Raw genomic sequence first — 18,719 nt, 5'->3', positions numbered from 1 at the left:
TCCTTACAGCACCGGGGAAGGAAAACGGTAAATCGTCACGCCTTTCACCACCCGGTTGACCTCGCCGGTCGGGCAAGGATTGTCCGGGGTCAGCCCCAGCGCCAGCGAACTCTCGAAGGCCAGCATCTGGGTGAACAGCAGATACGGGAACAGCAGCCAGATATCGTCGGCCGCGTCGTGCATAGGCAGCAGGGCATCGGACAGGGGTTGGCGCTCGCCGGTCAACCCGACCAACTGCATCGCCAGCCCGTCGCGCTGCAGTTCGTTCCACAGATCGCGGTCATACTGGCGGGCGTAGTCGCCGTGGGAGAACATCAGCACCACCAGGGTCTGGCCGTCGACCATGAATTTCGGGCCGTGGCGCAGGCCGAGCGGCGAGTCGTAGCGCGTAACGATGCGGCCGGCGGTCAGCTCCAGCATCTTGAGCGAGGCCTCTTCGGCGAGGCCGGTAAAGCAGCTGCCGCCGAGGGTGATATAACGGCGGAAACCGCTGGCGGCCAACGCCTTCACCTGCGGCTGCAGCGTTTCGCGCAGTGTACGGCAGCGCTGCACCATGGCGTTGAGCGGCGCCTGGGCGGCCTCGAGCGAAGCCGGGCCGAGCAACAGCGCGGCGCTCAGCATCATGCAGCTGAAGCTGGAGGTCATGGCGAAGCTTTGATCGTTGGAGCCTTGCGGCATCACCAGCGAACAGACGTTGCCACGCTGATGCGCATACTGCGCCAGCCGGCTGTCCGGGTTGCACACCAGCATCAGGTGATAGCTTTCCGGCAGCAGCTGGTCGGCCAGCTCCACCGTCGCCACGCTCTCCGGGCTGTTGCCCGAGCGGGCGAAGGAGACCAGCAGCGTCGGCCGCTCAGGGTCGAGATACTGCCGCGGATTGGCGACGATATCGGTGGTGCCGTAGGCCGCCACGTCGCGGCCGGTTCGTTCGCGCAGCCAGGGTGCCAGGGCGCGGCCGGCGAACGCCGAGCTGCCGGCGCCACACAGCACGATTTGCAGGCGCGGATTGGCCAGCAGCGGCGCCAGGAACGGCTGCCACTGCGCCTGTTGATCCTGCAATTGCCGGTGCAGCGCGGCCCACAGATCCGGCTGCTGCCAAATCTCTGCGGCGGTGTGCCAGGCGTTGCGCTGCTTCAGCCAATCCGCCTCGTAAGAGAAATACGCGTTCATGATGACAACTCCTTAAAAGCCTTGGTTAACGGTCGGCGATAATCACGTCGCTCCCTCAATGGTGCAGCGCCTGTAGGCAAGCACCGATCCTGCACTGCTGCGGGTCGATAATTAATTCCCGGCGTTTTGCGGTATTGGGCATTAACGCAAACTCCTGATTTACCGGTAGCCGTGCCCGACCACGGCTTAATAAGCCGCGGCGATACCGACCGGAACGCTTTCAGTTAGTTATGGCGAATTACAGCAAACGAAACGCTGAAATGCAATCGGTTATTTTAAAAATACTTATATCTATCAGTTGGTTATATTTATCTTTGCTTTCGATTGAGCGGCAAGCGAAAGCGGTGTCAACGCAAAGTGAAAACGGCAAATTCGTTATTTATCAGTCGACAATTCTCGGCGTCTATTTATTCAGTTTGCCGATGACGAAAGCCGCAGCGGTAATTCGACAATCGCCGGGCTTTCACTGTTTTTTTATGCCGGCGCGCGTAACCGTGCTGTTCCGCGTACGCCGCTACCGGCGCCGATGTAAGGGCAAGTGGGGACGAAAATGCGTCTTTCGCTCCCAATTCTTCATTACTTTGCTATACCTGATAGTCGATGGATTCATTTTATTGTCATGTAACTGACACGTCAGAGTCACGGCTCTGGCTTAAGTTTGCAGCGACTACGTCAGGAGATAACGCGATGTTCAGCCTGGATTCTCTGTTGCAAGATGCATTTCCACACCGCAATACCCCTGCCTGGCAGCGCAGCCTGCTAAGAACCCTTCTCTTCGAAAAAGAATTCAAACAGTTCGCCGCCGACTATCCCCACCTGAAAGGGCTCGATCTGATCGAGCAGGTGGTGGACTACTTCAACCTCAGCTGCGAGCTGGTGGACGGCGATCTGGAAAACATTCCGAGCCAGGGGCCGGTGGTGCTGGTGGCCAATCACCCGATCGGCTCGCTCGACGGCCTGGTGCTGCTGCGCGCCGTCGCGGCGGTGCGCCCGGATGTGAAAGTGGTGGCCAGCCAGCTGCTGACCTACATCGAACCGCTGCGCAACCTGTTCGTGCCGGTGGATAACGTCGCTTATAAAACCAGCCGCAAACAGATTGAAGGCATGCAGCGGCAGCTGGACAATCAGGGCGCGCTGATCCTGTTCCCGGCCGGCGAAGTGTCGCGCATGAGCCCGAAAGGCATCCGCGACGGCCACTGGCATACCGGTTTTCTGCGCCTGGCCGCCAAGGCGCGCGCGCCGATCGTGCCGATCCACATCAGCGCGCGCAACAGCAACCTGTTCTACTTTACCTCGCTGGTCTACCGGCCGCTGTCGACGCTGCTGCTGGTGCGCGAAATGTTCCAGCAGCGGGGCGGGCGCATCAAGATCCGCGTCGGCGGCCGCGTGCCGTTCGCCAGCTGGCACGACGGCCACACCAGCGCCAAGGATCTGGCGGAGCGTTTTCGCCGCCACGTGTATCGCCTGGGGCAGGGCAAGCCGGGGCTGTTCGCCAGCGAATCGCCGATCGCGCTGCCGGAAGAGCGTCTGGAGCTGAAAAAGGCGTTGGCGAACTGCGAGCGGTTGGGGGTAACGCCGGACGGTAAAACCATCTACCTCTATCGCCGCCACGACGAAGCGCGCACGCCGATCCTGCGCGAACTGGGGCGTCTGCGCGAGATCGCCTTCCGCGCGGTAGGTGAAGGCTCCGGCCGCCGCCGCGATCTGGACAGCTATGACGACGATTACTACCACCTGGTGCTGTGGGATGAGGAGGAGCTGGAGATCGTCGGCGCCTATCGCTTTATCCCCACCGCCGAACAAATCGAACGCAAAGGGCTGGAAAGCATCTACAGCAACAGCCTGTTCCACTACGATCGCGATATGGAGCCGATCCTGGCGCAGGGCATCGAGCTGGGGCGCAGCTTCATTCAGCCGGCCTATTGGGGCAAGCGCGGGCTGGACTATTTGTGGCTGGGCATCGGCGCCTACCTGGCGAAATACCCACAGTATCGCTATCTGTTCGGCCCGGTGTCGATCTCCGGCGGCATGCCGCTGGCGGCGCGCGATTTGCTGATCGCCTTCTATCGGCTCTATTTCTCGCCGGACCACGCTTTCGCGCAATCGCGCCGGCCTTATCCGGCGTCGCTGCCGCAGGTGCTGGCGCAGTTTGCCGGGGATAACTACCAGGAAGATCTGGTGCGGCTGAAGAGCCTGCTCAGCAATATCGGCTGCTCGATCCCGACGCTGTACAAGCAGTACACCGAACTGTGCGAGCCGGGCGGGGTACAGTTTATCGACTTCGGCACCGATCCGGCTTTCAACAACTGCATCGACGGGCTGGTGCTGGTGGATACCACGCGGCTCAAGCCGTCGCGGTATCAGCGTTATATCGCGGTGCACCAGCCGCAGCCAGCCGAGACGGCATGACTACAGTCTGACTCATGCCTTTTTGATCTAAGCACGACCTTGGGGCCGGCGACGGGATAGCGCTACGATAAACGTTTTGCTTTCCACCGCCGGAGCCCGTCATGCCTCACTCGTTTATCCCGCCGTTATTGTCCGCCGACGAACCCTCTGCCGCCGCCGTTGAAATCCCGCGCGGCAAAGCGCCCTTTTTGCTGCTGTGCGATCACGCCGGCAAGGCGATCCCGCAATCCCTCGGCGACCTCGGTTTGCCGCCGGGGGAGATCGAACGCCACATCGGCTGGGACATCGGCGCGCTGAGCGTGTCGCGCCATCTGAGCCGCCAGTTGGACGCCACGCTGATCCACCAGCGTTACTCACGGCTGGTGATCGACTGCAACCGGGCGCCCGGCATCGCCAGCTCGATCCCGCATTTGTCCGAGCTGACGCCGATCCCCGGCAATATCGGTATCGACGCCGAGCACGCGCTGGCGCGCGAGCGCGAGGTGTTTTTGCCGTATCACCACGCCATCGACGATCATCTGGGGCAACGCCAACTGCGCGAACTGCCGACGGCGGTGATCGCCATGCACAGTTTCACGCCGGTGTTCAAAGGGGCATCGCGCCCCTGGCAGGTGGGGCTGCTGTTTAACCGCTACCCGGAATTTGCCCATCTGTTGGCCGAGCTGCTGCGCGAAGAGGGAGATTTGCAGGTGGGGATCAACGAACCCTATGCGATGACCGATGCCACCGACTACACGTTGCCGGTCCATGCGGAACGCCGCGGTTTGCCTTATGTCGGCATCGAAATCCGCCAGGATCTGATCGCCGACGAACGTGGGCAACAGGCGTGGGCGAAACGTTTCGCACGCCTGCTGCCGCAGGCCTGGCAGCGCTGGCAAATTTGACTTTAGGAATATTCCCAGAGATGATAACCGTAAGGAATACGTAATACGTCATTAGAAAAAAAGTCAGGAGAGACGTGTGGAGCACAGCGATAACGGACTGTTTATCAAACGGGAGCGTTTTGAAGTTCTGGCGATTCTGCGTGAAATTTGCAAACAACGCACGCCGCTGCGCGTAGAAAATCAGCAGCACCGGTTTCAAAGTCTGTTATTGAGCGTCGGGCCGGACAATATCGTGTTTAGCGGTGAGGAAGCGGAAAACGCCATCGACGGCGCCTGCACCATCGTGATTGAAAGCAACGACGCCAAAATCGAGTTTTCCGTCGGCCAGGCGGAACTGACCGAACATCAGGGCGTCCAGGCCTGCTCGACCCGGCTGCCGCAGGAGTTGGTTTACATCCAGCGCCGCCGCCAGTTCCGCATCACCACGCCGCACTGGCGCCAATTCTTCTGTACCGGCGAATACCCGGACGGCACGCCTTATGAGCTGCGGATCCACGATCTGTCCGCCGGCGGCGTCGGTTTGCGTTTCGACGGCCCGCTGCCGGATTTCTTCCAGCCGGGCCTGCAGTTCAAGAAAGCGGAGTTGGATTTGGGCAGCTACGGCAGCTTCAAGGTCAACATGGGGCTGGTGGTGGTCAACGACGATCAGGAAACCGACGATAACGATCAGGTGGTGCACTTCTCGCGCCTGTCGTGCCGTTTCCTCAAGCTGGGGCTGGCGATGGAGCGCAAAATTCAAAGCGCGGTGTTCGCCTTCGAGCTGGATTTCAACAAAAAGAAAAAACGCTGATATTTATCAGGGGCGGCACGCTGCCCCTGACTCTCCACTGGCCTTACGGCTGTAACGCCCGCAGGCTGCCGATCTCTTCCCAACCGAAATGCGCCGCTTCGGCCAGCACGTCGCACACTTCGCCGCCGGCGGCGACCACGGCCGCGTCAAGCGCGGCGCCGTGCAGCAGATGGCTCACCAGCAGTGCGGCGAACAGATCGCCGGTGCCTTTGACCGCCGATTTCACCTTCGGATGGGTAAAGCACTGCGTTTCCTGCCGGGTGACCAGCATCAATCCCACTTCGTCTTCGTGCTGCGCCACGCCCGGCGCGCTGGTGACCAGCACCCATTCGGTGGTGTCGTTCAACAGCGCCTGCGCGGCGTGCTGCGTCTGCTCTTGGCTGCTCAGTTGCCGGCCGCACAGCTGCTCCAGTTCGAAGCCGTTCGGCGTCAGGCCGTTGGCCAGCCGCAGGAACGGTGAGCGATAGCAGTTGACGATGCGCTCATCCACGTAGATCCCTTCGCCGTAATCGCCCATCACCGGATCGATATAGATTTTTATCTGCGGATTGAGGGCGCGCACCCGCTGCAGCCAGTTGGCCAGAATATGGCACTGCATCACGTCGCCCAGGTAGCCGACGATCACCGCCCGGGCGCGCTTCATCACGCCGCGGGCGATCAGATCGTCGAGAAAACCACCGAACCACTCGCCGGAGATGACGCCGCCGTGCGGCTTGCCGTAATAGGGCGGGCAGCCGAACAGCACGCTGGGCACCTGTAGCGCTTCCAGCCCCTTTTTCAGCAGGGCGCGGTAGGCGATACCGTTGCCGACGCTGCCGTAGACCACCTGAGATTGAATGCTGATCACGTCGATGGGCGGTGATCGCAAGGGTGAAGTCTGTTGCATGAGTTACATCCTTGGTTCGTTATTATCCAGCCAGCGGGCGAACACCTGCCGCGCGCGTTGTTCCAGCTGTGCGCCGTGGCGCGCCGCCTGTTCGCGCAGGCTCTGGGGCGCGATGCCGGCCAGTTCCAGTTCGCAGGCATGGCCAATCAGCCAGCGTTCGATATCGCGATGATCCGCCTCCAGATGGAACTGCAGGCCGAGCGCGAACCCCTGATAGTCGAAGGCCTGATGCGGGCAAACCGCCGTGCCGGCCAGGCAGCGGGCGCCCTCCGGGATCATGAACATATCACCGTGCCAATGCAGCACCGGCGTATCGGCCAGCGGCGCCAGCACCGAGTCGTCTTGCGCCGTGAGCGTGGTCAGCGGGGCGAAACCGATCTCTTTGACGCCGAGCGAGATCACGTCGGCGCCCAACGCCTGGGCGATCACCTGCGCGCCGAGACACACCCCAAGGGTCGCCCGCCGCTGCGCCAGCCGCTGTTTGACCAGCGCCAATTCATGGTCGAGAAAATCATAGCGCTGCGCGCCGGAAAAGTGTTGGGCGGCGCTGATCGGCCCGCCGAGCACCACCAACAGATCGGTCTCTTCATTATTGATAGCACGAATATCATCGCGGCCGGCATCGTAATAGTCGATCTGATAGCCGCGCAGCGAGAGCAGGGAACCGAGGATGCCCAGGTTTTCAAAATTGACGTGTCGAATGGCGACGGCTTTTTTCATTGTTTAACCTCGTGAGCGTGGGTGAACGGCGTCAGCGCCAGCGACTCGCCCAGCACCGCGATGCCTTGCGCGCCGCTCTGGTAGACGATGCGGCGTTCGCTGACCTGGCTGAGCTGTACCTGATAACCCTGCGCGGCCGGGAACAGCGCGCACGCCTGCTCCAGCTGATCGGCCGCCCAGGGCGTGAACATCTGCAGGCGGGCAAAGGCCTTTCCTGCATACTGAATGTCGAGCACGTAATGTTTATCCATGGAACCCCTTACTTTTGGCCGCGGAAGCTGTTAATCTATTTTGAACTAGTACAAAAGGATTTATGTATGACTTCATTGTATGCAAAAGGCGGCGGCGCTGTCCAGATTGCCGAGCAGATCGCCGCACGCATCAAAGACGGCGCGCTGCGGCCGGGCGAGCTGTTGCCGCCGGTACGCCAGCTGGCGGCGGAGCTGGAGGTCAATCCGAATACCGTCGCCAGCGCATACGCCCGATTGCGCGATGCCGGTCTGGTGGCGACGCGTGGGCGGGCGGGAACGGTGGTGCTGGAACCGCCGCTGGCGGCGGTGAGTGCGGCCTATACGCCGCGCCAGGTGCCGGCGGGAATGTGCGATCTGGCCAGCGGCAATCTGGATGCCGCATTGTTGCCGGCGTTGGCGCTGGGCGCGGCGGAGGCGTTCCCGCAGCAAAACGGCTATGACATCAGCGGCGATCTGCCGGTATTGACCGGCCTGGGGCGCGAGTGGCTCGGCAGCCAGGGCGTCACGCTGGGGGAACCGGCGGTGTTCTCCGGCGCGCTGGACGCGATGGAAAAGGCGCTGTGCTGCCATATGCAGCCGGGCGCGGCGGTGTGGGTGGAAGATCCCTGCTGGCCGCCGCTATTGACGCTGCTGCGCCACCTGCGTCTGCGGCCGCTGCCGCTGGCGATGGATGAACAGGGGGGGCGGTTGCCGGAAAGCGGAGCGGCGGGCGCGGTGATCCTGACGCCGCGCGCCCACAATCCGACCGGCGCCTCGCTCTCTGCGCAACGCGCGCAGCAGTGGCGGCGTTTTCTCAGCGCAAATCCGCAGTGTCTGGCGATCGTCGACGACTTCTGGGGCCCGCTGTCGCAGCAGCCGCTGCATCTGCCGTTCGACGGCGATCGCGGGCTGTACGTGCTGTCGCTGAGCAAGTTTCTCAGCCCGGATCTGCGCATCGCGCTGGCCTGCGGCAACCCGACGTTGCTGCAGGCAATGCGCGCCGATCAGTACATTAGCGAGCGCTGGGTCAGCCATATCTTGCAGCAGATTGCCGCCAGGCTGTGGGGGCAGGCCTTGCAGGAAGGGCAGCTGCAGCGGGCGCAGCAGGCGTATCAGGCCAGAAGGGATGAACTGGTGCAACGGCTCAACGCGCTGAATCACACGGCGCTGGCGGTAGGTGAAGGGCTGCACCTGTGGTTGCCGGTGCGGTCGGAAACCGCCGCCGCGCAGCTGATGGCGCAGCGGGGGTGGCTGGTGCAGGGCGGCGAGCCTTTTCGTCTGAAGAGCGATCCTGCGATCCGCGTCAGCCTGGCCAACGTGGCGCCGGCGCAATTGGCGCCGCTGGCGCAGGATCTGGCCGATGCCATGCGGGCCAGCGCGGCGATCAACTAGACCGGCGTCAGGCTCTCCTCCGCCAGCAGCTGCAGTGAGGTGAGCCGGGCGCTCGGTTCGGCGATCGGCGTGTCGATGATGAACTCGTCCACGCCGTACCGCTGCTGCAGCTGCGCCAGTTGCTGATGCACCTGCGGCGCGGTGCCGAGCAGAATATGGCTTTCCCGCGGTTCGATGCGGTAGTCGGTGGCGCCGGCCTGCTGCACGAAACTCTCGGCCTGCGCCAGGCTGCCGACGGTCACGCTCTGCTCACCGGCGACGTGCACGCGATATTGCTGTATATCCGCCGCCAGCGCCGCGGCCTGTTCCGCGCTTGGCGCCGCGATCGCCGCTACCGCCAGCAGCGCCTTGCGGCCGCCGCTCAGTGCGGTGTAGTGCGCCAGCGCCTCGCGGATATCCTGCGGATTGCCGTTAAGATGCGCGGCGAACACGAAGGCCCAGCCGGATTCGGCCGCCAGCGTCGCGCTCTCTTTACTGGCGCCGAGCAGAAAGCGCTGGGCGGCGTGCGGCGGCAGCGGTGTGGCGCTCAATCCTGGCTCGGCGTCGTCGTTCAGATAGGCGGTCAGCTGCGACAGCTGCTGCGGGAAAGCCGGTTTGTTTTGTCGGTCATGAGCGGCCTGCAACGCCTGGGTGGCGAGCGGCAGCCCGCCGGGCGCTTTGCCCACCCCGAGATCGACGCGCCCCGGCGCCAGCGCCGCCAGCAGGTTAAAGTTTTCGGCCACCTTGTAGGCGCTGTAGTGTTGCAGCATCACGCCGCCGGAGCCGATGCGAATGCGCGACGTCTGGCCGAGCAGGTAGCCGATCAGCACTTCCGGCGACGGGCAGGCGAGCTGCGGCGTGTTGTGGTGCTCCGCCAGCCAGAAACGCCGATAGCCCCAGCGTTCCGCCTGCTGCGCCAGATGCAGCGTGCGCGCCAGCGCCTGAGCGGCGCTTTCCCCGTCGGCGATCGGACTCTTTTCCAATATGCTCAAGGCATAAGCCATTTTCCCGCTCCTTTCCTCATCAGATATGCCTGACAAATACCATGCGGGCGGCGCGCGCCTTAATACTGATTGGCGATAGGATATTCCATTGATCCAAAACGAATTTGGATATGCGCAGATCGGTAAAGCGCCGCGATATTATCCTTCGAGCCAGGCCTTCAGACGAATGGCGTCACGGTAGTGGCCGTAGCGCGACTGCGCGCCGAGCAGGATCATCACCACCGGCTGCCCTTTGATGGTGGTGCGCATCACCAGGCAGTGGCCGGCCTCGTCGGTAAAGCCGGTTTTCTGCAGCTGGATCTTCCAGGCTGGGTTGTTGATCAGGCCGTTGGAGCTGCGGTAGACCAGTTGGCCGCGGCCAGGACGCACGATCTGCTGCTTGTCGGTGCTGAAGCGGCGAATTGACTGATAACGATAGGCGTGATTGACCATCTTCAGCAGATCGTTGGCGGTCGCCACATTGCGCGGCGTCAGCCCGGTCGGATCGTAGAAGCGGGCGCGTTTCATGCCGATGGCGCGCGCTTTCTGATTCATTTTCGCCACGAAGGCCTTGCGTCCGCCAGGATAGCTGCGGCTCAGCGCCGCAGCGGCGCGGTTCTCCGAAGACATCAGGGCGATGTGCAGCATGTCGCGGCGGCTGAGCACCGAGCCGATGGTCAGGCGCGAGTGGGTTTTCTTCAGCAGATCGCGATCGGCGGCGGTGACTTTCAGCCTGCTGCCCATCGGGCGTTTGCTGTCCAGGGCGACCATGGCGGTCATCAGCTTGGTGAGCGAGGCGATCGGCAGCACGCGGTTCGGCTGCTTCTGATAGAGCGTCTTTTCGGTGCGTTGATTGACGACCAGCACCGATTTGGCGTTCAGCACCAGCGGCGGCGCAGCGGCATGCACGGGCGCCAAAACGAACAGCAGGCTGAACAGGAGGGCGGCGCCGAAGCGCCGGGCGGGCAGACGGAGAAAAGCGTGAGATAAAAGCATAACGGCGGCAATAGTGACCCTAAGTGATTAAAAAATATCAAAAGAGTCTGCCCGGCAAATGTGAAGAAAATAGGGCGATAATCGCTCAAACTGTTACAACAATCCCTTTTGTTGCAGCGTCAAGCGGGTGGCCTCGTTCAAATCGTAGTCCGCGAGACGCTCGCGCGGCACCCAGGCGTAGTCGTCGAACTCGTCGTTGATCGTCACGTCGCGGTTGGCGGCATGGCAGTCGAAAATCAGGTAAATCATGTAGATTTGCTCCCGGCTGCCGTCGGCGTAGGTTTTGATGCGCACATCGTCGCGGAAGGTCCAGGGCGTGATGCTGTCGAGGATCAGCGCGGCGCCCAGCTCTTCGCGCACTTCGCGCCGCAGTGCCTGTTCTATCTGTTCACCCGGCTCGACGCCGCCGCCGGACAGTGCCCATTGGCCGGGGAACACGCCCTTGTGCGCCGCCATTTTGCACAGCAGGAAGGCGTTATCGTTTTCAATCAGCGGGCAGACAATGATGCGCTGGCGCATGGAAGACTCCTGTCAAAATGGAAAGCAACCACTTTAACATGGGGTTTAGCCCCTTAGCGTGAGAGAAATCAAAGCGTTGTATTAGCGCAGAGAAGCGGTAGCCGCCTCTCTGCGCTAAGGTCAGTAGATTTCCGGCACCACCATGTTGTCCGGCACCGGGCTACGGTGGTATTCCGGGCTGCGTTTGCGCTGCGGCAGCGTGATGACGTTGCCTTCGGCTTCCTCATAAGGCACCTGCTGCAACAGGTGGGTGATGCAGTTCAGGCGGGCCTTTTTCTTGTCGACGCCCTGAACCACCCACCAGGGCGCTTCGGCAATGTTAGTGCGCGCTAACATGATTTCTTTGGCCTCGGTGTAGTCCTCCCAGCGGCGGCGGCTTTCCAGATCCATTGGGCTGAGCTTCCACTGCTTGAGCGGATCGTGAATGCGGCTGAGGAAACGCAGCTCCTGCTCCTCATCGGTGATTGAAAACCAGTATTTGACGATTTGGATGCCGCTGCGCGTCAGCATTTTTTCGAATTCCGGCACGCTGCGGAAAAACTCCTCATACTCTTCGTCGTTGCAAAAGCCCATCACGCGCTCCACGCCGGCGCGGTTATACCAGCTGCGGTCGAACAGCACCATTTCGCCGGCGGCCGGCAGATGCGCGATATAACGCTGAAAATACCACTGGGTGCGTTCGCGATCGTTCGGCGCCGGCAGCGCCGCCACGCGGCAGGTGCGCGGGTTGAGGCGCTGGGTGATGCGCTTGATCACGCCGCCCTTGCCGGCGGCGTCGCGGCCTTCGAAGATGATCACCAGCCGGTGGCCGGTGCGCATCACCCAATCCTGCAGCTTCACCAGCTCGCCCTGCAGGCGCAGCAACTCGCGGAAGTACTGCTTGCGCCAGGCTTTCTTCGCGTCGCTGTCGACTTCTGCCGCGTCGAAGCGCAGGTCGTCCAGCTCCATTTCCAGCTCTTCGTCGTAGCTGTCGTAAAACTCTTGCAGCAGGCGCTGGTTGAAACCGTCATCGCGGTTGACTTCATGCATGGTCATCAGATTTTCTCCGTATCGGCCCGGTGTTAGAAATGGTTGAAGATCCAGTACAGCACCGCCGACAGCAGCACCGAGGCCGGCAGGGTTAGCACCCAGGCCATCAGCAGATTGCGTAGGGTGGCCATCTGCAGCCCGGAGCGGTTGGCGGCCATGGTGCCGGCGATGCCGGACGACAGGACGTGCGTGGTCGAAACCGGCAAGCCGAAGGCGTCGGCCGCGCCGATGGTGGTCATCGCCACCAGTTCGGCGCTGGCGCCCTGGGCGTAGGTCAGGTGCGATTTACCGATCTTTTCGCCCACCGTCACCACGATGCGGCGCCAGCCGACCATGGTGCCGAGCCCCAGCGCAATCGCCACCACCACTTTCACCCAGAAGGGAATGAAGCGGGTGGCGTTGTCGAGTTCGCCCTTCAGCGCGTCGAGGTTGCGCTGCGCGTCGGGATTGATCTGCAGCTGATGCTCTGCCTTCAGGTGCTTGATGGTCTCGGACGCCAGATACATGTCGTTGCGGGTGTTCGACACCGCCTGCGCCGGGATCTTGTCGACCGAGCCGTACTGACGGATTTGATCGCCGATCGCACCGGCCAGCTGCGCCAACGCCGGCACCACCTCCGGCGTTAGCTCGCTGGTGCGCACATAGCCGGTCAGCACCTCGCGCGGCGGCGTTTGGCCGCCGGCCGGGAACTGGCGCAGCAGCTGGTTTTGGGTCACCTCCGCCAGCGCCGCCACCCGGGGAATCTGCTCCGGCGGCATCGAACGGTTCAGGGCGTAGGCGATCGGCATGGTGCCCACCAGGATCAGCATGATAAGGCCCATGCCTTTCTGGCCGTCGTTGGAACCGTGCGCGAAGGAAACGCCGGTGCAGGTGAGGATCAGCAGCCCGCGGATCCACAGCGGCGGCGGGGTATTGCCCTTAGGGGCGCTGTACAGCTGGCGGTTCTTGACGAACAGCTTCAGCGCCAGCAGCAGCAGGCCGGCGAACACGAAGCCGATCACCGGCGACAGCAGCAGCGCGTAGCCCACCTTGATCGCCTGGCCCCAGTCCACGCCGCTGGTGCCGGTGCGGCCGTGGATCAGGGCGTTGGCGACGCCGACGCCGATAATCGAGCCGATCAGCGTATGCGACGACGAGGCGGGCAGCCCGAGCCACCAGGTGCCGAGGTTCCAGATGATGGCGGAGAACAGCAGGGCGTACACCATGGCGAAACCGTTGCCGGTGCCGGCCTGCAGGATCAGCTCGACCGGCAGCAGCGAAATGATGCCGAAGGCCACCACGCCGCTGGAGAGCAACACGCCGAGAAAGTTGAAGAAACCGGACCACACCACGGCGACCATCGGCGAAAGCGAGTGGGTGTAAATCACCGTTGCGACCGCATTGGCGGTATCGTGGAAGCCGTTGACGAATTCAAAGCCCAGCGCAATCAATAGCGCCAGCCCCAATAATAAAAACGGAACGTAACTGGTATAGACGGCGCCGGCGTCGCTGACGTCGTTAAATAAGTTCACCCCGGCGAACGCGATCCCCAGAATTAATAAGAACACAAAAAAAAGAACAGTGAGTCGACTGTTCTTTTGATGCAGTTTGGGCAGGCTGGAGGCGGCCGGCACGCCCGTTTGAACGGCGCTGTTATCGCTCATAATGACCTTCCTGAGAGGATTGGATGCGGTAGCTGTCGCCTGAAAAGTATTCTGAATGAATGTGGCTTTTTTATGACGAAAATATTAATCATCGGGAACGGCGAAAATCATTAACGCCGATAAATAAAGATTGTTATAACAGCGGGGACGGTCTTGGGTTAACGGCAACAGGCAGGATAGGGCGTTATGGTGCAACGGTTAGCGGAAAAGATGCACAAGCTGGATTTTGATGATGAAGTAACCGGGCTGATCTACGGCCATGTGTTTCGTTCCGGTGAGCCGCCGAGGCGCCTGAACTCGCAGCAGGTCTGCCAGGCCTACCAGACGTTGCCGCCCGGCGACGGTTTTATCTGGCTGCACCTCAATCTCAACCACGCGGCGGCGGAGAAGTGGTTGAAAAATCATTTCGCCATTTCCGATTTTTTCTTCCACGAGATTCGCCACGGTTCCCACACCACGCGCATCGAGCGCCAGGGCGACGATCTGTTCGCGGTGCTCAACGATGTGATCTTCCACCCCGAGGACAGCAACCCGGAAACGGCGACGCTGTGGCTCTATTGCTGCCGCGGGCTGGTGGTGACCGTGCGCCATAAACCGGTGCGACTCATTGAACGGCTGCTCGGCCGCCTGACGGCGCTGCAGCTGGCCTCGTCCACCGAACTGCTGGCGCATTTGCTGGAAGAGCAGGAAGACGTGCTGGAACAGGTGGTGCGGCAGGCCAACCAGTATGTCGATACCATCGAGGACCGCCTGCTGACGCGCCGCGTCAAACGCAACCGCGCCGAGCTGGGGCGCATGCGCCGCATGCTGCTGCGCTTTCAGCGCCTGCTGGCGCCGGAGCCGGCCGCGCTGTTTCGCCTGTTGAACCGGCCACCGACCTGGCTGAGCCGTGAGGTGGTACAGGATCTGCGGCAGTTTACCGAAGAGTTCACCGTGGTGTTGAACGATCTCGCCAGCCTGACCGAACGCATCCGGCTGCTGCAGGAGGAGCTGGGCGCCAAGCTGATGGAGCAGAATAACCGCACGCTCTACACGCTGACGGTGATCACCGTGCTGGCGCTGCCGATCAATATCGTCGCCGGTTTCTTCGGCATGAACGTGGGGGGGATCCCGCTGGCCAGCAATCACCACGGTTTTATCCTGCTGGTGTTGCTGGTCGGCAGTTTTACGCTGATCGCCGGTTATCTGGCGTTCAGGCGCAGGGACGAGTCGTAATTACAGGCGGGCGCGGTACTCTTCTTCCAGCCGGGCATGGGTGCTCCAGAACGGCTGCGGCGCCCGATCGTGCAGACGATCCAGCAGGATATCCAGATGGGTGTGCCAGCCGCCGGCGACGCTGAGCATCTCGTCGCGGTTGGCCAAACGCCGGTGGGTGACCGTCAGCAGCACGGCGCTTCCCTGTTCCGTCAGTTCGAAGGTCACCTCGGAAGGGCGGCCCTGATCCTGTTCGGCCCAAGTAAAGCTCAGCAGGCGCGGCGGGAACAGGCAGGTGATGTGGCCGCGGTTGCTGACGCAGCCGCCGTGCTGTTTGTACTTGGCCGGCGGGGGTTCGTGCTCGCCCGCCAGATCGGAGTTGCGAAATTCCAGCTCCAGCGGCGCGCCGTTCTCCAACGTCATGGCGCCGGCCGCCAGCCAGGTGGCGCGCTTGTCGGATTCGGTCAGGTAAGCCCACACCCGCTCGATGGGGCCGGGCAGCAGCCGCTGGATGCGCAGCGTACCGGGTTCGATAATCATGCCGTAATCATTCATGGTTCACTCCTTGGGAGGAAGCTGTTCGGGCTGCAGCAGCGCCTGTTCGAGCGCATTCAGCCGTTCAGTCCAGAAATGTTCATAGGTTTGCAGCCAGTGCATGGCCTGCGCCATAGGCTCGGGTTCGAGCCGGCAGATATGGTTTCTTCCTTGCACGGTGCGTTGCACCAGGCCCGCATGTTCCAGTGCTTTCACGTGCTTGGAGGCGCCGGCGAACGACATCTGCAGCGGCGCGGCCAGTTCGCCGATGCTGCGCTCACCGCCGGCCAGCGCACGTAACATCGAGCGGCGGGTCGGGTCGGCCAGCGCATGAAAAATGGCGTCCAGCTGTGAGGAAGATAATTCAACCATATGGTTGAATATAGAACAGGCGGGCTAATATTCAACCGTTTTGTTGAATATTTTTTGCCCCGGCGAAAAACCGGGGCGGGGATCAGGCGCCGGCGTGCGCCAGCAGGGCGTTCAGCAACACGTCGGCGCCGGCGGTTGCCCAGGCGGGGGTGATGTCTTCCCGCTCGTTGTGGCTGATGCCGTCCACGCAGGGAATGAAAATCATGGCGGTGGGGGCGACGCGGTTAAGGTAACAGGCATCGTGGCCAGCGCCGGAAATCATGTCGCGATGGCGGTAACCCAACGCTTGCGCGGCATGACGTACGCTGTCGATGCAGCCCCGATCAAAAGCGATCGGGGGATACTGGAAAATGCGCTCGGCGCGAGCGGTCAGGCCGCCGCCGTTGACGTGGTTTACCGCCGCCAGCAGGCGCTGCTCCATCTGTTCCAGAATTGACTCCTGCGGATGGCGGAATTCGACGCTGAAAAAGACCCGGCCCGGCACCACGTTGCGTGAATTGGGGGTAATTTGCGCCATGCCCACCGTGGCGCGCGCGTCGGGCACGAAATCCCAGCCGATGCGGTTGACCGCCGTCACCAGCTCGGTGAAGCCCAGCAGGGCGTCGCGGCGGCGATCCATCGGCGTGGTGCCGGCGTGGGCGCTGAAGCCGACGACCTCCAGCTCGTACCAGCGCTGCCCCTGTGCGGCGGTTACCACGCCGATGTCGAGGTGCTCCGCTTCCAGAATCGGCCCCTGCTCAATGTGCAGCTCGAAGGCGGCATGGATCGGCGTGCCGCCCACCGGGTGTTCGCCGGCGTAGCCGATGCGTTCCAGCGCGTCGCCGAGGCTGACGCCGTGCTCGTCGCGGCGCGTCAGACCGTATTCCAGCTCGAAGACCCCGGCGAACACGCCGGAGGCGATCATCGCCGGCGCGAAGCGAGCGCCTTCTTCGTTGGTCCAGTTGATCACTTCAATTGCGCGTTCGGTGACGATCTGCCGATCGTTAAGGCTGCGAATCACCTCCAACCCGGCCAGCACGCCGTAGATGCCGTCGAAACGGCCACCGCGGGGCTGCGAGTCGCCGTGAGAACCGGTGACCACCGGCGCCAGCTCGGGGCGCGCGCCTTCGCGGCGCAGGAACATGTTGCCCATTCGATCGACGCGCACGCTGCAACCGGCCTCCAGCGCCCACAGACGCAGTTGGTCGCGCGCCTGGCGATCCTCTTCGCTGAGCGCCAGCCGGGTGACGCCGTTGTCGGCGATGGCGCCGAACTGCGCCATCGCGTGCAGGCTTTGCCACAGGCGCTCGCCGTTGACCCGATACGTCATTGCTCTTCTCCCGGCGTTTTGGCGGTGTAGCGGAAATCGCAGCAGGGGGCGCCGGACATGATGGTTTGGCTGCGCTGCAGCTCGACTTCCGGCGCATAGCCGACGATAAACTGGCTGTCGCGCGCGCAGGAGAGCAGGTGGCCGATTTCCCCCAGCCCCATCTCGTGGTACATCTCGGCGTAGCGGCAGCGGGTGACGTTATAGTCGAAGTGTTGTTCGTCCTGGTTGATCACCTCAACGCGCAGCGCGTCGTCTTTTTCCCACAGGTACTGCAAGGCGGCGAAGCTGCGCAGATCCGCGCCGTTCGGTTCCTGTGCGGCGAAGTGTTTGCCCGCCGCGATGGCGGCGTTCTCGATGGCTTCGCCGATCACCGCCTGAGCGCGCGCTTTGCCGATTTCACGCACCAGGATCTGGTAGATCGGTTTGATGATCTCCGCTTCGATCTTTCTGCGGGCCAAAATGCCCAACTCGTTGTTTGCACAGCTCATCGCCTTGCTCCTCTTGATTTATTGTGGTTTGGCGCCGCCCAACACGGTTTGCGGTTGCCATTTGCCGTCCACTACCCGGTACAGGGTGAAGCTCGGCTGTTGCAGGTTGCCCTGCGCATCGAAGGCGATGGCGCCGGTCACGCCCTGATAATGGATGGCGCGCAGTTTCGGCAGGTAATCGGCCGGATTGGCCGAGCCGGCCTGTTCGATGGCGGCGATCAGCACCCGGGTGGCGTCGTAGGCGAAGGGCGCATGCAGTTCGATGTGGGTGTGGTAACGGTCGCGGTAGGCTTGTTCAAACGCCTTGCCGCCCGGCATCTGTTCCAGCGGCAGCCCCGGCTCCAACGCGACGACGCCTTCGCCTTCATGCTGCGCCAGCGTCAGGAAGGTCTGGCTGACAAAGCCGCCTGCGCCCATCAGCTGCGCGTTCATGCCCAGCTGTTTCAGTTTGCGTGCCAGCGGTGCCGCCTGGGAGTCCACGCCGCCGAAGAAGATCAGATCGGCGTTTTTGCTGCGCACGGTGGTCAGCACGGCGCTGAAATCGACGGTCTTGTCGTCGACGTATTCGCGGGTGACCGGCTGCACGCCCTGGGCCTGCAGCGATTTGATGAACTCGTCCGCCAGGCCCTGGCCGAAGGCGGTGCGATCGCCGATCACCGCGATGCGCTGGGCTTTCAGCGTTTTCACCGCATACTGCCCGGCATAGTTGCCGCCGTCGTCGTCGTGGCCCATCACGCGGAAGCTGGTGTCAAAGCCTTGTTGCGTGTAGCCGTGGCCGGTGGCGACCGGCGCCACCTGGGCGATGCCGGCGTCGTGATAGATGCGTGCCGCCGGGATGCTGGTGCCGGTGTTCCAGTGGCCGACCACGCCGGCGACGCCTTCGTCCACCAAACGCTGCGCGACGGCCACGGCGGTGCGCGGATCGGACTGATCGTCCTCGGACAGCAATTTGAAGGTGACCGGTTTGCCGTTCAGCGTCGGCTTTTGCGCGTTGGCGTCGGCGATCGCCAGCCGCGCGCCGTTTTCGAGATCTTTGCCGATGCGCGCGGAAGGGCCGGTCAGCGGCCCGGCCAGGCCGATCAGCACGGTGTCGTCCGCCAGCGCCGGGAGGCTCAGGATCATCGTCATGGCGGCCAGCGCCAACGGCTTGATGCGAAAGTTCTGCTGCATGTCATACTCCTGGTGCGGTTAA

General features: G+C 62.6%; 19 protein-coding genes. 5 read left to right on the top strand and 14 right to left on the bottom strand.

The annotated features are described in order from the left end of the window. Positions 1-3: 3 nt before the first annotated feature. The gene (locus tag ACK3CV_RS13370; protein ID WP_164140965.1) at positions 4-1,170 is read right to left on the bottom strand and encodes an SIS domain-containing protein; all 1,167 of its coding nucleotides are present in this window, start codon (positions 1,168-1,170) and stop codon (positions 4-6) included. 687 nt (positions 1,171-1,857) lie between these two features. On the opposite strand from ACK3CV_RS13370, the gene olsF reads away from it, so the two are divergent. The 3 genes from olsF to ACK3CV_RS13355 all read left to right on the top strand — a co-directional run bounded on the left by olsF (position 1,858) and on the right by ACK3CV_RS13355 (position 5,253). Further along, positions 1,858-3,579, top strand: coding sequence for an ornithine lipid synthase OlsF (gene olsF / locus ACK3CV_RS13365; RefSeq protein ID WP_043147518.1), 1,722 nt, complete (start codon positions 1,858-1,860; stop codon positions 3,577-3,579). Positions 3,580-3,680: 101 nt separating this feature from the next. Beyond that, a complete protein-coding gene (locus ACK3CV_RS13360; protein WP_033634640.1) occupies positions 3,681-4,463 on the top strand; it encodes an N-formylglutamate amidohydrolase in 783 nt (260 codons plus the stop codon). Positions 4,464-4,539: 76 nt separating this feature from the next. Further along, on the top strand, positions 4,540-5,253 hold the full coding sequence (locus ACK3CV_RS13355; protein WP_164140967.1) for a flagellar brake protein: 714 nt from the start codon (positions 4,540-4,542) through the stop codon (positions 5,251-5,253). A gap of 43 nt (positions 5,254-5,296) precedes the next feature. On the opposite strand, the gene pdxY is transcribed toward ACK3CV_RS13355, so the two are convergent. From pdxY to ACK3CV_RS13340, 3 genes are read right to left on the bottom strand one after another with little or no spacing between them, the layout of a single operon-like run. Then, positions 5,297-6,139 carry a pyridoxal kinase gene (gene pdxY, locus ACK3CV_RS13350; RefSeq protein WP_049212291.1) on the bottom strand — a complete coding sequence of 281 codons (843 nt, stop codon included), beginning with the start codon at positions 6,137-6,139 and terminating at the stop codon, positions 5,297-5,299. Between the two features lie 3 nt (positions 6,140-6,142). Continuing rightward, a complete protein-coding gene (locus ACK3CV_RS13345) occupies positions 6,143-6,859 on the bottom strand; it encodes a glutamine amidotransferase (protein WP_164140969.1) in 717 nt (238 codons plus the stop codon). Continuing rightward, on the bottom strand, positions 6,856-7,110 hold the full coding sequence (locus ACK3CV_RS13340; RefSeq protein WP_033634636.1) for a hypothetical protein: 255 nt from the start codon (positions 7,108-7,110) through the stop codon (positions 6,856-6,858). The genes ACK3CV_RS13345 and ACK3CV_RS13340 overlap by 4 nt, the downstream gene beginning before the upstream one ends. Positions 7,111-7,176: 66 nt before the next feature. On the opposite strand from ACK3CV_RS13340, the gene ACK3CV_RS13335 reads away from it, so the two are divergent. After that, a complete protein-coding gene (locus ACK3CV_RS13335; protein WP_164140971.1) occupies positions 7,177-8,481 on the top strand; it encodes an aminotransferase class I/II-fold pyridoxal phosphate-dependent enzyme in 1,305 nt (434 codons plus the stop codon). Here the strand turns inward: ACK3CV_RS13335 and ACK3CV_RS13330 are convergent. From ACK3CV_RS13330 to ACK3CV_RS13310, 5 genes are all read right to left on the bottom strand, one after another. Further along, positions 8,478-9,464 carry an MsnO8 family LLM class oxidoreductase gene (locus ACK3CV_RS13330; RefSeq protein WP_164140974.1) on the bottom strand — a complete coding sequence of 329 codons (987 nt, stop codon included), beginning with the start codon at positions 9,462-9,464 and terminating at the stop codon, positions 8,478-8,480. The two genes, ACK3CV_RS13335 and ACK3CV_RS13330, sit on opposite strands and share 4 nt — an antisense overlap. A gap of 138 nt (positions 9,465-9,602) precedes the next feature. Further along, the gene (gene pbpG, locus ACK3CV_RS13325; protein ID WP_164140976.1) at positions 9,603-10,439 is read right to left on the bottom strand and encodes a D-alanyl-D-alanine endopeptidase; all 837 of its coding nucleotides are present in this window, start codon (positions 10,437-10,439) and stop codon (positions 9,603-9,605) included. Positions 10,440-10,532: 93 nt separating this feature from the next. Continuing rightward, positions 10,533-10,958, bottom strand: coding sequence for a nucleoside triphosphatase NudI (gene nudI, locus ACK3CV_RS13320; protein WP_164140978.1), 426 nt, complete (start codon positions 10,956-10,958; stop codon positions 10,533-10,535). A 120-nt stretch (positions 10,959-11,078) separates the two neighbouring features. After that, on the bottom strand, positions 11,079-11,993 hold the full coding sequence (gene ppk2, locus ACK3CV_RS13315) for a polyphosphate kinase 2 (RefSeq protein WP_033648410.1): 915 nt from the start codon (positions 11,991-11,993) through the stop codon (positions 11,079-11,081). Between the two features lie 26 nt (positions 11,994-12,019). Next, a complete protein-coding gene (locus ACK3CV_RS13310) occupies positions 12,020-13,630 on the bottom strand; it encodes an inorganic phosphate transporter (RefSeq protein ID WP_164140980.1) in 1,611 nt (536 codons plus the stop codon). A 186-nt stretch (positions 13,631-13,816) separates the two neighbouring features. Between ACK3CV_RS13310 and ACK3CV_RS13305 the strand changes: the two genes are divergently transcribed. Beyond that, entirely contained in the window at positions 13,817-14,845 is a 1,029-nt protein-coding gene (locus tag ACK3CV_RS13305) for a transporter (protein ID WP_039565992.1), read from the top strand. Here the strand turns inward: ACK3CV_RS13305 and ACK3CV_RS13300 are convergent, their stop codons facing one another. From ACK3CV_RS13300 to ACK3CV_RS13280, 5 genes are all read right to left on the bottom strand, one after another. After that, positions 14,846-15,379 (bottom strand): SRPBCC family protein, encoded by a 534-nt coding sequence (locus ACK3CV_RS13300; RefSeq protein WP_038880195.1) that lies wholly within the window; start codon positions 15,377-15,379, stop codon positions 14,846-14,848. A gap of 3 nt (positions 15,380-15,382) precedes the next feature. Continuing rightward, positions 15,383-15,730, bottom strand: a complete 348-nt coding sequence (locus tag ACK3CV_RS13295) for an ArsR/SmtB family transcription factor (protein WP_033634627.1) — start codon at positions 15,728-15,730, stop codon at positions 15,383-15,385. A gap of 82 nt (positions 15,731-15,812) precedes the next feature. Beyond that, positions 15,813-17,039 (bottom strand): Zn-dependent hydrolase, encoded by a 1,227-nt coding sequence (locus ACK3CV_RS13290; protein WP_164140982.1) that lies wholly within the window; start codon positions 17,037-17,039, stop codon positions 15,813-15,815. Beyond that, a complete protein-coding gene (locus ACK3CV_RS13285; protein WP_048321616.1) occupies positions 17,036-17,527 on the bottom strand; it encodes an L-2-amino-thiazoline-4-carboxylic acid hydrolase in 492 nt (163 codons plus the stop codon). The genes ACK3CV_RS13290 and ACK3CV_RS13285 overlap by 4 nt, the downstream gene beginning before the upstream one ends. A gap of 18 nt (positions 17,528-17,545) precedes the next feature. Continuing rightward, positions 17,546-18,655 (bottom strand): branched-chain amino acid ABC transporter substrate-binding protein, encoded by a 1,110-nt coding sequence (locus tag ACK3CV_RS13280; RefSeq protein ID WP_424540208.1) that lies wholly within the window; start codon positions 18,653-18,655, stop codon positions 17,546-17,548. Positions 18,656-18,719 lie beyond the last annotated feature (64 nt).

The organism is Serratia sp. TSO36, assembly GCF_057808395.1.
The sequence above is the reverse complement of the archived record's forward strand: the minus strand, read 5'-3'. Positions and strand labels throughout refer to the sequence as shown.

Excerpts from the sequence above, each read along its gene's own strand:
- ACK3CV_RS13370 (WP_164140965.1), bottom strand. The coding sequence starts at position 1,170 with ATGAACGCGTATTTCTCTTACGAGGCGGATTGGCTGAAGCAGCGCAAC.
- olsF (WP_043147518.1), top strand. The coding sequence starts at position 1,858 with ATGTTCAGCCTGGATTCTCTGTTGCAAGATGCATTTCCACACCGCAAT.
- ACK3CV_RS13360 (WP_033634640.1), top strand. The coding sequence starts at position 3,681 with ATGCCTCACTCGTTTATCCCGCCGTTATTGTCCGCCGACGAACCCTCT.
- pdxY (WP_049212291.1), bottom strand. The coding sequence starts at position 6,139 with ATGCAACAGACTTCACCCTTGCGATCACCGCCCATCGACGTGATCAGC.
- ACK3CV_RS13345 (WP_164140969.1), bottom strand. The coding sequence starts at position 6,859 with ATGAAAAAAGCCGTCGCCATTCGACACGTCAATTTTGAAAACCTGGGC.
- ACK3CV_RS13340 (WP_033634636.1), bottom strand. The coding sequence starts at position 7,110 with ATGGATAAACATTACGTGCTCGACATTCAGTATGCAGGAAAGGCCTTT.
- ACK3CV_RS13335 (WP_164140971.1), top strand. The coding sequence starts at position 7,177 with ATGACTTCATTGTATGCAAAAGGCGGCGGCGCTGTCCAGATTGCCGAG.
- ACK3CV_RS13330 (WP_164140974.1), bottom strand. The coding sequence starts at position 9,464 with ATGGCTTATGCCTTGAGCATATTGGAAAAGAGTCCGATCGCCGACGGG.
- pbpG (WP_164140976.1), bottom strand. The coding sequence starts at position 10,439 with ATGCTTTTATCTCACGCTTTTCTCCGTCTGCCCGCCCGGCGCTTCGGC.
- nudI (WP_164140978.1), bottom strand. The coding sequence starts at position 10,958 with ATGCGCCAGCGCATCATTGTCTGCCCGCTGATTGAAAACGATAACGCC.
- ppk2 (WP_033648410.1), bottom strand. The coding sequence starts at position 11,993 with ATGACCATGCATGAAGTCAACCGCGATGACGGTTTCAACCAGCGCCTG.
- ACK3CV_RS13310 (WP_164140980.1), bottom strand. The coding sequence starts at position 13,630 with ATGAGCGATAACAGCGCCGTTCAAACGGGCGTGCCGGCCGCCTCCAGC.
- ACK3CV_RS13305 (WP_039565992.1), top strand. The coding sequence starts at position 13,817 with ATGGTGCAACGGTTAGCGGAAAAGATGCACAAGCTGGATTTTGATGAT.
- ACK3CV_RS13300 (WP_038880195.1), bottom strand. The coding sequence starts at position 15,379 with ATGAATGATTACGGCATGATTATCGAACCCGGTACGCTGCGCATCCAG.
- ACK3CV_RS13295 (WP_033634627.1), bottom strand. The coding sequence starts at position 15,730 with ATGGTTGAATTATCTTCCTCACAGCTGGACGCCATTTTTCATGCGCTG.
- ACK3CV_RS13290 (WP_164140982.1), bottom strand. The coding sequence starts at position 17,039 with ATGACGTATCGGGTCAACGGCGAGCGCCTGTGGCAAAGCCTGCACGCG.
- ACK3CV_RS13285 (WP_048321616.1), bottom strand. The coding sequence starts at position 17,527 with ATGAGCTGTGCAAACAACGAGTTGGGCATTTTGGCCCGCAGAAAGATC.
- ACK3CV_RS13280 (WP_424540208.1), bottom strand. The coding sequence starts at position 18,655 with ATGACGATGATCCTGAGCCTCCCGGCGCTGGCGGACGACACCGTGCTG.